At 41.9% G+C, this 13,661-nt stretch carries 10 protein-coding genes and 1 pseudogene; 5 read left to right on the top strand and 6 right to left on the bottom strand.

Going from position 1 to position 13,661, the window contains the following annotated elements; translation table 11 throughout:
- Positions 1–396: 396 nt before the first annotated feature.
- Together QWZ04_RS23105 and QWZ04_RS23100 are read left to right on the top strand one after the other, a co-directional pair.
- Entirely contained in the window at positions 397–537 is a 141-nt protein-coding gene (locus QWZ04_RS23105) for a hypothetical protein (protein ID WP_290330663.1), read from the top strand.
- Positions 524–1,351 (top strand): hypothetical protein, encoded by an 828-nt coding sequence (locus QWZ04_RS23100; protein WP_290330662.1) that lies wholly within the window; start codon positions 524–526, stop codon positions 1,349–1,351. The genes QWZ04_RS23105 and QWZ04_RS23100 overlap by 14 nt, the downstream gene beginning before the upstream one ends.
- Before the next feature lie 1,259 nt (positions 1,352–2,610).
- Here the strand turns inward: QWZ04_RS23100 and QWZ04_RS23095 are convergent.
- The 3 genes from QWZ04_RS23095 to QWZ04_RS23085 are packed head-to-tail and all read right to left on the bottom strand — an operon-like array spanning position 2,611 to position 6,166.
- Positions 2,611–3,762: an HNH endonuclease gene (locus QWZ04_RS23095; protein ID WP_290330661.1), complete on the bottom strand. Its 1,152-nt coding sequence runs from the start codon at positions 3,760–3,762 to the stop codon at positions 2,611–2,613.
- On the bottom strand, positions 3,762–4,463 hold the full coding sequence (locus QWZ04_RS23090) for an OmpA/MotB family protein (RefSeq protein ID WP_290330660.1): 702 nt from the start codon (positions 4,461–4,463) through the stop codon (positions 3,762–3,764). The genes QWZ04_RS23095 and QWZ04_RS23090 overlap by 1 nt, the downstream gene beginning before the upstream one ends.
- Complete coding sequence (locus QWZ04_RS23085) at positions 4,463–6,166, bottom strand: MotA/TolQ/ExbB proton channel family protein (protein WP_290330659.1); 1,704 nt, start codon at positions 6,164–6,166, stop codon at positions 4,463–4,465. The genes QWZ04_RS23090 and QWZ04_RS23085 overlap by 1 nt, the downstream gene beginning before the upstream one ends.
- A 501-nt stretch (positions 6,167–6,667) precedes the next feature.
- On the opposite strand from QWZ04_RS23085, the pseudogene QWZ04_RS23515 reads away from it, so the two are divergent.
- The 3 genes and pseudogenes from QWZ04_RS23515 (at position 6,668) to QWZ04_RS23070 (ending at position 9,888) form a co-directional block, all read left to right on the top strand.
- A pseudogene (locus QWZ04_RS23515) lies at positions 6,668–7,129 on the top strand (DUF2913 family protein).
- Positions 7,130–7,495: 366 nt separating this feature from the next.
- Positions 7,496–8,755, top strand: a complete 1,260-nt coding sequence (locus QWZ04_RS23075; protein ID WP_290330658.1) for a ParA family protein — start codon at positions 7,496–7,498, stop codon at positions 8,753–8,755.
- Positions 8,756–8,757: 2 nt separating this feature from the next.
- Positions 8,758–9,888: a ParB N-terminal domain-containing protein gene (locus QWZ04_RS23070; RefSeq protein WP_290330657.1), complete on the top strand. Its 1,131-nt coding sequence runs from the start codon at positions 8,758–8,760 to the stop codon at positions 9,886–9,888.
- A gap of 350 nt (positions 9,889–10,238) precedes the next feature.
- On the opposite strand, the gene QWZ04_RS23065 is transcribed toward QWZ04_RS23070, so the two are convergent.
- The 3 genes from QWZ04_RS23065 to QWZ04_RS23055 form a co-directional block, all read right to left on the bottom strand.
- Complete coding sequence (locus QWZ04_RS23065; RefSeq protein WP_290330656.1) at positions 10,239–10,409, bottom strand: hypothetical protein; 171 nt, start codon at positions 10,407–10,409, stop codon at positions 10,239–10,241.
- 53 nt (positions 10,410–10,462) lie between these two features.
- A complete protein-coding gene (locus QWZ04_RS23060) occupies positions 10,463–11,443 on the bottom strand; it encodes an IS5 family transposase (RefSeq protein WP_290330655.1) in 981 nt (326 codons plus the stop codon).
- A gap of 196 nt (positions 11,444–11,639) precedes the next feature.
- Complete coding sequence (locus QWZ04_RS23055) at positions 11,640–12,788, bottom strand: hypothetical protein (protein WP_290330654.1); 1,149 nt, start codon at positions 12,786–12,788, stop codon at positions 11,640–11,642.
- Positions 12,789–13,661 lie beyond the last annotated feature (873 nt).

Raw genomic sequence — 13,661 nt, 5'->3', positions numbered from 1 at the left:
TCACAGATTGGACGACTTGGCACTTAAGTGATTGATTTCAATACGTATAATGCACATAGTGTTAAATGCAAAAGTGAAAATGTGACTTATCACACATTGAGTTCTTGATAACTGAGGCGGGATTTCTTATAATGAAGTCAACTTTAGCAACATAGTGCATTATATAGAGCACTCGCTATATAGAAGATTCTGTATAGTGTTCTTAGTTAAAGCAGAGTGTGTTGGACTACTAATCTAACGACATAGCATTCGCAAAAAGCCGTTCTCCCACAAGTGAACGGCTTTTTTGTGCCTGAAATTTAAGCATTTGATCTTTCATCGGATCTTGTGTAAATTAAAGGCTCATTGTTTGGCTTAGTAACCCAAGCAACCCTAAAAATCTTGTGGAATCAAACTATGAATCGCCTTATTTTACCTTGCCCTGCGCAAGCTCCCTTAAGACTCAGCACCCAAGTAATGACCGATAATGACGATGGCAATCCGTGTGATGCCCGTTTCGGTGATGAACTTGAGGGCGAGTCTCATGTTTGCCGATAACAACGCCTCAAACCTCACCAAGCCGGAATACGACAAAGCGTATCGCGCCAAACGCAAAGCGCGTAAGCATGAGCTGATTGCGCTGTGCCACTCGGTGGTGGCGCAAAAACAAGAAGAGTCTCCGGATTTTACCATTGGATTCCGATGCTATCGTTTGCTGCGTAGTGGTGAGATTGTCAAATTGCCGCCTGAATATGCGGTGATCTTAAAGTCGTGCCAGGATTTCATTACCAACCCACAACGGTTTGCCAGTTTGTTTGCTTGGGGCGGCGCGGCCATTCACAATGTCCAGTGCCGCACTTTGATAGCGAAGGTATTGGCGTGCATGATGCCAAACACAGATTTGATTGGTGGCCGTATCGGTTTACCGACCGAAGCGGGCTTAAAAACCATCAGTTATGATCAATTGCAAGAAGACTATGCGTTGCGTTGGGGGGAGTTTATTTCTCCTAAGGCGTTTGCTAAAGTCGTGAAATACTTGCAACGAGCGTCTTATCTCACCTCTGAGCGCATTAATGTGTGTGTGGACAGTGATGAGGGCACGGTTCGCAGCGCGGCCGCGTATAAGCAGTTTACCGCGACGTTTTTCAGAGATTTAAAAGTCGTCAGTTACCGCAACATTTCTGATCTCATCATGGCCAGTCGGCAACGGATGGAAAAGAAGGGCTTGAGATTTGAATGGCTGGCGTTTCGTACCATCGCTGCAGGCGTTCAAGAGATCTTTAATGCTGACAAGTTAAATAAGACCGCGTCTTTAGTCTCGGGCTGGTTCTTACCCTCTCACCGTAGTCAAGCTCACCTTTCCCCGCATTAAATTAGAACTTGTATCCGCTTCACGGCGGAGGATTGGTCACGTCTGGTGTTTAATCCGGGGTAAAAAAGCGCCCTGAAGAGGGCTTTTACGGCGTTACTTCCCTTATTTTATAGGAACCACTGAACCGTATTCAAACAAACGTGTGTATTGATGTGCTGTTTTTACAAAGAGGGTGCAAGAAAGGGAGGGTAGAAGTTACCCTTAAAAAGGCTCTGTATATTGGACTGCGGTTAGGAGTACTCCGTACTTACACTACGTATATACTAATAACGTAATAGTATTTAACTCGATTTCTCTACTCAAGGTTTGTGCTGTCTGCTATATGCTTGCATGTAGAGACAGTGCAAACCCGACAAGCGTTAGCGCGTCAGTCTCATCCCCTACAGCTTACTTGATCGATCCTAAAGCGTCGCTTCGCTCCAAGGTTGTCTCAGCCAGCATCAAGACATCGTTAAAGCCACCCTATTCTTCTTAGCTGGCTGCGCTGGATCTTTCTTTTGTCATACGACAGGAACCTTTCTCACTCATACGCCCACTCTTGTGAAACCAATCCTTAACCTCCTTGTTCCCGTCAACCTAAACCGCTCATCAGGCTTAGCAGGGCCAAGGTCTTTTTTTGTGGGGGAGTATCATACGATAAAAAAGCAACGGCGGACGCTTCATCACCTCTCTTACTCGCTTCGCTCGCGCTTTCTGGTATTCGTCGCACAGCGACTCATGAAATAAAAAATGACAGAGCAGAAGATCAATTTTGATCTGTACAGATCTTAAGCAAAAGAAGGATTTTGCTGCTGAATGCTACATTATTATAAATGTTACAGTGTAACGTATGTTTAGGGTATGAAGAGCTTTTGTGTGAAACGACTCTAAAAGTAACTGTAGAGATAGATAGGGAAAACGGCAAATATCCTACGCTAAGAAATACAAAGCTTTTAACCACGGCATAAACGAACGTTTATGCAATAAATATGATGAGTCTCTATTCTAGCTTTCAGCGTTGAAAAACATCTTAAGAAACTCAAATGAATGGTAAAGGTAATTGGGGTATGAAGTTCAACGGTACGGTTTCGTACACTAAGAAGATTGTAGTGAGCGTAGTCGCCGGAATTTACCTAAACCGATCTTGGAGTGGCTACGCCACAGATAATCCGAGGTTTTGCGCCTATTTCAGCTTCAGTGATAAGTCCAATGGAACATAAAATAACGTTGTTTTGTATAAATCATTAAATTTAAGTCATAAATGACATTTATATGTTGAATTATCTAACTTCGCTCTGAAATAAATCGAACCTATCTAACGCATTCTGGACCGTATATACTGACCACCCTGCGTCCTTAAGATCTCTAGAGCTCTTATGATTTATAACCACGGCTACTTTTTGATTTTCCCAACATAAGTCGATAGAGACTTCATTCCCCTTTATCCACGTACTTACGCCACTCTTTCCGCAGGAGAGGCGATTCTTTTGACATTTTGATATTAGGCCAATAAGGGCTGGGTCGGCATAAAGTATGAGTTCTTGATAACTCTCTGAGGGCGACATGACCCCCTGCTCTGCTCTCAGCCTGTTTATGGTTAGGGTTGTCTCATTGCTCACGTACAAGTGACCATGATGAGGTTGTTTCTTATGACAATCCGCACACAAAGCCCTGAGATTTGCTCTCTTATTGTCAGCTTTATTTCCGTTGATGTGGTGGGCGTGAAGTATCTTTTTATGTTCTTTCAAACAAACACCGCACTGCTGACAGGCGTAATTCACCTCGCTTCTTAAAGCGGATGAGATTGATGACCAATCAGAAGAGTAGCCGCCACTGTAGTAATCGGCTGTAGTGGTTGGCATTGTCTTGAAATAAGAGCTGTATGACTCAAACAGCCTTATAAATGAAAAATTGGCAATAAATAACTTCTGAGCGTTATATGTCTTCTCTGTGTAGCCTTCTACATTCAGTTGCTTCATACACATAATGCATGGTGATAAATCAGATTCGCCCTCTGAATCCCGGCCTGAATGAAAAGAGCGACCGAAGACCGAAAACTTGCCATCAATTCGACTTGTAACTACGTATCTATTGTGGAAACGCCCTTTCTCGCGCATACCAATGATTGTTTTACATTCTGCGATATGAACACGCCTTGCTGACTTACATTTACCGTTGTTAATCACTTGATCTACATCGGGGCCCTGGTCTGGTATGTAGAGCATAACCTGATGGCCGTCATAACTCAGTACGCCATTTGAGCCGTCAATCTCATCTAATTGAATGTCTTTGCCTAGCACTTTGCCTTGAACTAAACCATTAGCAACGCTCTCTAGGCTATCTGAGCGTCTTGTCAGGGTGAGATCGGATCTTACTGCCCCTAACGGGGCAATCGCTTTATATAAGGCTCTGAAGTCGACATTTAGCTTCATCAGTTCGCCCCAAGAATTTGTTTAATTTGGATGTCTGCATTTGTGATGGCTCTAAACGAGACTCGACGCGACTTGTCTGGGTCTTCTATTCCGTCGACTTTGATCAATCTCGACGAAGAGAAGCCAACGGCTGCTACTCTAGAGGTTATCCAACTCGACTCTTTTGGCATCAAACTATAACCATATTGTAGGACTGAGCGCGTTCTACCTTGTGATAGCTTCATATTATAGAAATAAGCCTGCTCTTTAGTTGAGCCTCTAAGACCTGAACTTGATGTGTGACCTTCGATTCTCACTTCATCAATTGAGTTGCGAAAGGGTTTAAGAACCTCGATATAGCGTGGGAAGAACTGATTTAAGATCTTCTTGTAAGCCGGTTTAAGCGTTGTCTGGTTGTTCGCAAACAGCACATCAGGCGACTTGAAGTTGAACGACAGGGTTTCTCTGTCAATCTCTGCCCCCCACTCCTCTATATCATCTTTGAACTCATCAACCAGCGCATCATAAATAGCGACTTGATTCTCTTGATAGGCAACCGCCACGTCTTTTATCTTCTGACTTTCTTCTTGAGTTTTCAGCATGAATACGATCGCAATGAATAGAAACACCATCATTAGGCCGGCCATCAAGTCTGAGATGGAAAGCCAATGCTCTCCATTCTCTTCTTCGGCGGTGTTGCTTGTACCGAATATCTTATCCATTAGGCGACTCTCTCGTTAACGATCTCATTCATGGCTTGAGTCAGCTTCACATAATCTTCTACGAATTTGCCTGTTACCTGAGTAAGAGCTCGCCCCATCTCCGTAATGACGCGGTTAATTTCCTGCTGCATAGACTCATCAATTAACTTGAGCTGAGAGTCTACCGCTTCGCCAGTTAATCCAACTTGGTTGCGAATGCTCTCTTCCATAGCGTCGAACGTGCGCTTGGCTTGATTGATTTGTTGAGTTGATGCCTCATCGATAACGTCAGACAACCTTTGTTGTAGCTTATCGGCTGATTTAGCAATCGCATCTGATACTTTATTGGTATCTGTCACTAGGTTTTGGTTAGCGGTGGTAATCGTTTCCGACATCTTCTTACTATCTTCGACTAACGTGCTAATCAGGCCTCGCATGGTGTTATTAAGGTCGGTAACCGCGTCTTCTAGGTGCTGCTTGATCACACCAGTTTGGTCTTGAAGATAGTCTGAGCTAGTTTTGAGGCTTTCGTTCGTTCTGGCTGCATTGTCTGTAAATTCGGTGGCCGCCAAATCGATAGACTTACCGATAGTTTCTGAACTCTCTATTAGTTTTTCGTTGACATTGTTTATCCCTTTCTCGGCTTCAGTGAGCATATCGGAGTAGTGGGTGTTCGCCGTTTCTACCGATCTAGAGATACTGTTGACCACATTCTCTATCTGGCTATGAATTTCCGGTACGGCTTCAACCGCTTTGTCTCTCATATCCCTAAATGCGCCAAGATGGCTCTCGAGCTCGGATATCTGGTGATTGCAGACCTCCATAATGCCTTTAAGCTGAATCATCGCTTCAGGGATTATCTTGCTGTTCTCGCTGATGGTCGCGACTGAAGATTCGGTGGAGGTAATGGACTTAACACCTAATTCGTATTGAGTCTGCATTTGCTCTAGTTGGGTTTTGTAATCTTCTTGCCATTTAACGAGAAGCAAAACAGCCTCGTTTAACTGCTTGAAGTTGTCACCAAACTGCTCTGTTAGATTGCTATTGAAGTCAGAAATAACCTGTTTGAGTGCCTCTATAACTTGTTCTGTAGCAGACTTCGATAAGACATCGGCAAATTCTTGCATCTTGAGCCACAGATCTGAAGAAAACTCTCTGAATCTTTCTTCTTCAGTTTTGGTTCTGTCCTCAAACATCTGTCGAGATAGCTTGGCGTTCTCATTGATGTCACTGCGAATGATCTTGAACTGACTAAGTAATGTAGACTTTTCATTACCAACCAGAGCCTCTTTCAAAGCCTTTGTTTCTGTAGCTTGCGATTGTATAGCAAAAAGAATATCTTCCGGTGTCGCACTGGCTCTCTGCTCTTTCGCTTTCTTGGATTTGAACAAAGAAGTCGTGCTAATCGTCTTAAGCAATAGAGATGCAAATATCCCTATCAGGCTAGTTATGAAGGCTGTCTTAAGGCCAGCTAGAAGTGGAGGGATACTTGCTTCGATATTGTTTTGATTGAACTCTAATAAGCCAAGCACAATCCCGAAGAACGTACCGAATATGCCCAATGTGGTTAGAAGCGTTGGGGCGTAGTTTACGAACTCTCTGTTTTTTTCTTTTTTCCCTAGCCATATCGCTAGCGAAAATACACCGATGATGAGGACTGCTACTAGGCTGCTTACTGACTCTGCACTGAGGCTTAAAAGAATCGCCTCTAATTGTTCTGACATTATATATGTTCTCATTAATTTAATAGTGGTTTGGATTCTACATCCAGCCGTTATTTTGCTCAGCGATTAGTGGGTTATCTTTGCCTATTCCTGATATCGACCAAACTAGTTTAACGCTTACGACACTTTGATTAATTAACCGTATACCTACAGCTAAACCATCAAAAAAAGCATTATCATTTAAACGATTGTTTGGTTTACACACGGAATGAACCGTACCGGGGATGGGCAAAAATGGCTTAATTGAAGTTAAATACTTTACAATGCTTATGAAAGCGATTCACGTACATACGTCAAGATAAGCAACTAAAGTCCTAAGCTTTTTTATCATTCCCCAAACTGCTACTGGATTAATGGAGGTTTGCCCTCATTTTCACTCGTCGGGGCAGATTAGAAAACGGAAAAATTCCACGTTAAGACCATTTACTCATACCCTGTCTAGCCCGTAGGTTGTCATTTTTGTGATAAGATGCTGCCACCAATAGAGAATCAGCCTCACTAATGTCAGAATATTCGTATCATCAACAGCTTAAATCGACCTTCGAGAACGCTCTTCTTCACCTTTACTTCACTGTAAGTATTTCTCCTCGCTTTATTAACGAAAAATAACGAAACAAGATCATCATCGATTTCTTGAAGCCAAAAGTGAAACAAAAACGACGTTGATAAGCTTTATGCCTTATTAGAGCGCCTTGAAAAGGCGGGGTTAAAGACAAAACTTGTCGAAGAGACACCGACCCAGGATATCGACGTTGTTACCTCGATAGAGCACACATTGATCACTGCTTCGATGATGATAATCGCCAGATTGCACCAATCTCATTGTTCATACATACCAATGAATTAGACAAGTTTACTCATTGCTTAACAGAGCAACGTTACTTTAAATTCGAACAGTATCAAGTCAATGAAGAATTAAGAAATTATCATTACCAACTTCACCCCATTCTTTCACACGATTGAAGAGCTAGCGCGAGCAATAAACTAGCGCTAGCTGGAAGGTTTGATGTTTTGTCAATCCCAGATAAAAATGTCCGCTTTGGGGCTTCAAATCAATCTCCCCGCTGTTATATCAGTAGATAAATACACAGTCAGGTAACTAAATAGATTTAGTAGGACGCGTCCTACTATTTTAAATTATTGATTTTATTGTATATATATATTTTAGCATTGTCCATTACTGTTCAATAAAAACTCCAGCATTAGTTTGATAATATATAATAAGTCATATTTTAATAAATTTGATTAAAACTGACCTATTACACCTTTCCTTACCTTTGATAATGATTCATACTAGTTTTTTAAGACAGGCCACTGGTGGATAATGCTATGGTAATAATGACAGAGAAACAGCTCAAGACGCTTGAATTAGTTGACGAACTAGGGGACGGAGGCGCTAAATTTTTAGAATTACGCAGAGAAACAAATGAGAAACAACCTCGTTCTTTCACTCAAGCTGAGGCGTTGAAGTACCTCGAATGTTCTCAAAAAGTATTGACGGATTTAACGAAAGCGTTAGGCATCAACCCTAAACGTTATGTTGAAGTCGGTATCCAGTATTATCTCACTCTTGAAGAGTTGTACTTGATTCGCGATAACATGCCGAATACTACCGTCCTTAAAAAAAGACATAAGCCGTTTAAAAGAACCCAAAAACAGAAGACGCAGATAATTGCCATTCAGAATCAAAAAGGCGGTGTTGCTAAGACCATGATTACGATCACCGTAGCAACGGGGTTAGCCATTAACTATCATTCTGGTTACAAAATCTGCCTTGTCGATATGGATGGCCAGTCAACCCTGACGAGTTTCTTCCCGCCAGTGCATGAACACGAAACTAAACTCATTGAGCGCAATGGTGCAAAGTATATTTCAGACGCTCGTACCAGCATTGGCGATTTGATGGTTCTTGACCCTAATACAGATAGCTTTAAGGATGAAGTGTGTAATGCCGTTTCAGACACGCTTATTCCAAATCTGAAAATTATCCCTGCGTCCCAGTCTGACCGAGATTCGGAATCCTTGAGCGCCAGTGGACAATTAGCGGGGGAGAACGTCGACCCAGCATCACGACTGAAAAACATCTTAGATGCTCTCGATGACGTGTTTGACCTCATTTTGATTGATACTCCTCCTTCATTGGGCTTTGCGACGTTGAATAGTTATTTGGCCGCGACTAGCGTGCTGATTCCGTGTAAGGCGGAACATAACGATACCGATGCAACTTGCGCGTACTTTCAGTATCTTGACAGCATCATCGGCAGTTTCATTGCAAAAGGGCATCCAGGCTATGATTTTGCAAAGGTTGTCATCTCTAATTGGAAGGGCAGCGACTCTGAACTTGATATCTTCAATGCGCTAGTGGATCAGTTTGGTAACGCGGTATTGTCGACCAAGATGAAACATAGCGAAGCCGTGAAACGTTGTGCGTCCGAGCATAGCAGTGTGTTCGAATTCTCTCGGTCAATGGACAGCAAAAAAGGCAAAGCGTTAGAAGCTGCTCAGTCGAACTGTAAAGAAGTGGTGGCCGATATTCATAAACTGGTAACTGACGTTTGGAAACAACAAGATAAAGGTGAGGAGCAATAATCATGGCCAATGACCGACTGAAAAAAATCGCACAACTTAATGCTTCTAAGGCTGTTGAGGAAACGTCTTCAACGACCAAGCCCACATTGGAGAGTACGTCGAGCTCACACCGTAAACCCCAAGCCTTTATGACTGGGAATGAGCGTCAAACCACCATGACCTTAGCACAAGGTAAGTTGGCCTCAATTGAAGCTTCATTAAATGAAGGAGGTATCAGTCTCCAAGAGTTCTTGACTGAAACAAAGAAGCTGGACTTTACGAAAACCGGGCGAGAAATTAAATCTATCGACGGTACTAGTTACCGAGCTATCCAAAGAACCTTATCATATGAAGATATTGTGACGCTGGTAAGGGTTGATGTTGATAACGTTCGTGAGCAGTCGAGCCGCAATACCACTCAACTCAACAAAATGAGTGATGAGATCGAGTTTGGTATGCAAATCTCGCCGGTTCTCGCGTACCAAGGCGCAGATGGCTTGCTCTATGTGGTGGATGGCTCATGTCGTACAGAGATCGCCATTGATAAGAAAGTGGGATTGGACTTCGAGATCTTAGATCAAATCCCGACGCCAGAAACAATTACTTGGCTGGTAGCGTCTTCTGACATCAAAACGTCATTTAACTACTACGAAAAGGGCAAGCTTTATTCTCGTTTAATGGAAGTCAATGAGTGGTCAGCTTACAAGCTTGAACAAGAACGCTTGTATGAAAAATCGGATATCTCACTTTCTCTTGCCATTTACTCTATGCCGAACAACTTAAAGAGTTTGTTTGCGAATTATGCTTTTAGTAGCCGCGATGCGAAGTTCTTACGCAAGCTGATTGGCATAATCTCAGAGAGCAAAGAGTCTGAGAGCGCTTTGACTACATGGATTGATGAATCCCGCAGTGAGCTTGAAGGTATGCCAACTGAACGAATCAATAAAGAAGTCATTGCTCGATTAAAAGAGTGGGTCCCTGTTACTTCGAAACCGACAGGTATCAATAAGCAGCCTCAAACTTGGGCTGAGAAAGGTAAAGCAGTGGTTTCATACCAATTGATGACTAAATCAAAGTCCAAAATTGAACTAACGAATGCGAGGCCTGAAGAAATCGCCAAAATTGAAGAGTTCTTCAAAAAACTGTTCGGTTAAGGTCTACTTTTCGAGTAGTAGGACGCGTCCTACTACTCACTTTGTGTAATAACCATCGACTCATGTCGGGGCTTTGTTGTATCTGGAGAGAAGTAAGCACCCGATGAACCCACGGCCAGTCAGGCTAATTGTCACCTAATAGTTATCAGCATCTTCATGGTTCCTCGTTAAGTGATGATTCACTAAAGAGGACATTTATATCTTAGCAAACTATGTGACATTTTAAACTTACTCTAACATCGATGCGGATTAAGGGACGTTACGTTAAATAGCTCTATTTACGCATAACTAGTTGACGTCTAATAATATGTGCTCGAATTAATTTAAAGATAACTCAACAAAAAATAAATTTAAATCACGCTTTTTTGCGACAATTTGTTGACGCTACATACTGCTGGAAGGTTAGATTCTTTTAAGTGCCGCTGTAGCCGTTTTTCCTCACGACTATCTAGCTCTAGGCGACATAACTCTGCAAGATATCGCTCTGCTGACCAGCTTTGCTCACGCGCTTTTTCTGCCATGGGCTCCCATTGGCTTTGTTGCAATACTCAACCTAGGTGGTCTTTTGATACGGTTAAGCGACTCGGTAGCTCTTGGGCATCCCGAGGTGAGTGAAACGATTTAAAATGGAGCAACCGATTAACATTTCCTGTCGCTGATTGGTCAACTTTCTACTGTGTAATTGGTTTCCGATGATCTTCTTATAACGTTGTATGGCCGTTTCTGAAATATTCCTTTTTACATATTGTCGTAGCCTTTGCCAATCGATAATCCCGAGGGCAGAGCACCCTATCAGGTTGCTCATCCTCTTGGGATGATGGTCGTCATCCGCAAACGTATTGTCTTTCGGCGGTATGACAATATCAGCATTCGGAAAATGAGCTTCTAATGTCTGGTACACAGCATTCGTATCATACATTTTGTCGGCACTTACGTGCCTAACATCCGTAATGATAGACTGACATAATGGCCCGACAACCTGATCATCCATCGTGTTTTTGTCCGTTAATACGGCACTCTGGAGCTGGTGATGACTATCAACCGCAAAATGCGCTTTTCTCCAGCTACGTTTGGCATTAACCTTATGTTTCTCCTGGTGCCACTCGTCCTTACCAAACCGTTTCAGCCCTGTAGAATCAATGGCGATAGCGGCAATATTGGTATCGGGTTTATCACTTTTTTTAAATAGTGGCGTTGAAAAGTTAAGTTGACTGAGTCGCTTTGACTGTAAGGTATAATCTGGGCATTGAAGGTGCTTCATGTCCAATATTTCTAGTAGATTTTCGATGAACCCCTGCGCTTGGCGCAGGGGTAACTTAAACACCATTCTCAGGTAATGACAGGCTTCAATCGTGCTGTCAGGATATTTTTCCGTTGAGCCAGTCCCATCGTAGGTTCGCTCTTCATTCTGCCAAGTGTTGAGGATATCATCGGACAGCCAGACATCAATTCGTCCTCGGTTTTTGAGGGCCTGATTGTAGTTAGAATGATTGGTCAGCCGATAAGTATGCTTCTTAAAATGATGACGTTTGGAGTCGTTATGTTTGTAAGGCATGGGTTAATAAATCAACCTAAATGAAAGGCTTATGATGATAACTGAGGTCAATGAAAATAGGAAAAATAAAGGTTATTTGAGCGCTGCAACAAAGCCCAGTTACACAGAATCTGTTACAGCCTCCAAAAAACTGGTAACTGTCAGATCAAGTCTGGCAGCTACACTAGGAACCATCAGGATCCTTTTTTCTTAAAGTTCAATTACTTTTAATTTCGTTACACCATGCGTTTGCAGGCCATACACCATAAGTTTGTACTTGCTTCTCACCTTTTCTCCACTGATTAATAGGGTCTTTCCAAAGGTGACTACATCTGTTATTAGAAAAAATACCAGGCAATTCAATAGCTAGATTAACATTGGTTGCATCTATAGGTAAATATATTGCGGCACTTTGAGGGGCTGGAAAAGAACCAGACTTAAATTGTTTTTCTTTACTTGATATCAAATCATAAGTTAGTTTCCATTTAGTAATATAGGTACTACCGGGCTTACTATTTATAATTAACTCTAGTTGGTTTATTGGCTGGATCCAGTCATTAATTGGACGCTTACCTTCTATAGAGGTAAAGGTGAAGGCAACTGGTACCAACTGGCTGCTTTTACCACTTGATGGGAAGTTGATTGCCGTGACAGATTTACTCCCTTTCTCTGAAATTACTTTAGCTGCAATTCCTATTTTATCTTTTTTAGGCGAAAAAAAATCTACAGAAGTAGTCATGCTATACTTGCCTTGATTTTGATCATTAGCAATGGCAACACCACGGCTTGCCCATTTAACACCACTAATATAACCAAAGCCTTGAGAAATTTTACCAGTCTCTTTATCTATATATGGTGTGTTTTTAGCTGCATTTTTAATAATATCCCATTTGTCTACTACAAGAGAATAAGGATTCTCAGTATAGTCTTCTTTATCAATAATATAAGTTACAGCCAAGCTTTTCTTTCTTGAAAAATTCCATTCATGCTCCATTCCCGCTTCAATTTTTATACCACTATTAGGATCTGTATAGCCACCATCTATTTTAACTCCAACACTATTTTTTGATATACCCTTAGATAAGAACTCCCATTTCTCATCTTTACTTTTTCTCGTGAAATGAACAGGATCATTTACAATATCTGTACTTATCAAAGTAAATTCACCTGTTAAGTGGTCTAAATAACCAATAGCACCAACCTGAATTGATGCATTATAATTCCAATTTGAGAATGTATTTTCCTTAGACTCTCTCATTAAAGACGTTAGCTCTTTATTCCAAAAATTTTTACTTTCTGATGAAAATGCTGAGCTTGCTGATAGCATAGCTAAAGCTATTAATCCAGTTTTTGTTATTCTATTCATAGTATTATCACCTCTATTTAACTACCATCTTATAAATTTAATATGATTATATAGCAACCTACCATTTAAGGTAAGGAATCTCAATGTTTCCAGTTCTGTCGACTTTGTTGCAGCGCTCGGCTTTGTTGAATCGCTCAGATAACACTCAATTATTCGATTAACATTGAATTCAGTTATCATAGCCAGCCTTTGGCTTTGTTGCAAAACTCAACCTAGGTGGTCTTTTGATACAGTTAAGGGGCGTTGTTGCCTAAATTAGTTGAACCTTTTCCCAGTTCTGCGATCTGATCATTTAAGGTGGTTAGAACAGTGGTAACAAGATAACTAACAGGGCGGAGTACAATAAGGCTCTTTGCAATAGTGGTTCGGTTACGTTCGGCACTGACGGATCCCCTCATAATTGCCCCAGTCCAGAGTTGTGCGTCAGCCTTTGATATTCGAACATACCCCATTGGTATTGAGACTCGTTAATTTTGTATCGCCGATGATTCCGCACTTCTCTTCCGAGTCGAGGAATTGATAGGACACGGCGATGTTTAATGCTGTTGGCTTGGAAGTCAAAATGCCATTTGGCTTGGACTGCGATGAGGCCATTCCACCACATCAATATTTCAGCGAGCAAAGCTATTAGAAGCAGGATATCTAACCTGTTAGTACTGCGAGTTCTATTGTGACGAAGTGCGATCCCATAAGCGGTACTTTTTAGGTCACGGAATGACTCTTATATTTGCATACGCTTTGCGTACAGATTAGTAATTTGCACTTCATTTAAGATGTGTCGAGGGACGTTAGTCGCGAGTAACCACGGCTCTTTTGCGCTGCGTTGGTAAAGATGAGTAGCGGAGTGCTTTTGACTGGTTCTACTGTGGCGCT

The sequence above is a fragment of the Vibrio tapetis subsp. quintayensis genome, assembly GCF_030409945.1.
GTDB lineage: Bacteria > Pseudomonadota > Gammaproteobacteria > Enterobacterales > Vibrionaceae > Vibrio > Vibrio quintayensis.
This window is presented reverse-complemented; position numbering and strand designations above follow the sequence as displayed.

Bases quoted from the DNA above. Each gene is read 5' to 3' on its own strand.
- QWZ04_RS23105 (WP_290330663.1), top strand. From the start codon at position 397: ATGAATCGCCTTATTTTACCTTGCCCTGCGCAAGCTCCCTTAAGACTC.
- QWZ04_RS23100 (WP_290330662.1), top strand. From the start codon at position 524: ATGTTTGCCGATAACAACGCCTCAAACCTCACCAAGCCGGAATACGAC.
- QWZ04_RS23095 (WP_290330661.1), bottom strand. From the start codon at position 3,762: ATGAAGCTAAATGTCGACTTCAGAGCCTTATATAAAGCGATTGCCCCG.
- QWZ04_RS23090 (WP_290330660.1), bottom strand. From the start codon at position 4,463: ATGGATAAGATATTCGGTACAAGCAACACCGCCGAAGAAGAGAATGGA.
- QWZ04_RS23085 (WP_290330659.1), bottom strand. From the start codon at position 6,166: ATGTCAGAACAATTAGAGGCGATTCTTTTAAGCCTCAGTGCAGAGTCA.
- QWZ04_RS23075 (WP_290330658.1), top strand. From the start codon at position 7,496: ATGGTAATAATGACAGAGAAACAGCTCAAGACGCTTGAATTAGTTGAC.
- QWZ04_RS23070 (WP_290330657.1), top strand. From the start codon at position 8,758: ATGGCCAATGACCGACTGAAAAAAATCGCACAACTTAATGCTTCTAAG.
- QWZ04_RS23065 (WP_290330656.1), bottom strand. From the start codon at position 10,409: ATGGCAGAAAAAGCGCGTGAGCAAAGCTGGTCAGCAGAGCGATATCTT.
- QWZ04_RS23060 (WP_290330655.1), bottom strand. From the start codon at position 11,443: ATGCCTTACAAACATAACGACTCCAAACGTCATCATTTTAAGAAGCAT.
- QWZ04_RS23055 (WP_290330654.1), bottom strand. From the start codon at position 12,788: ATGAATAGAATAACAAAAACTGGATTAATAGCTTTAGCTATGCTATCA.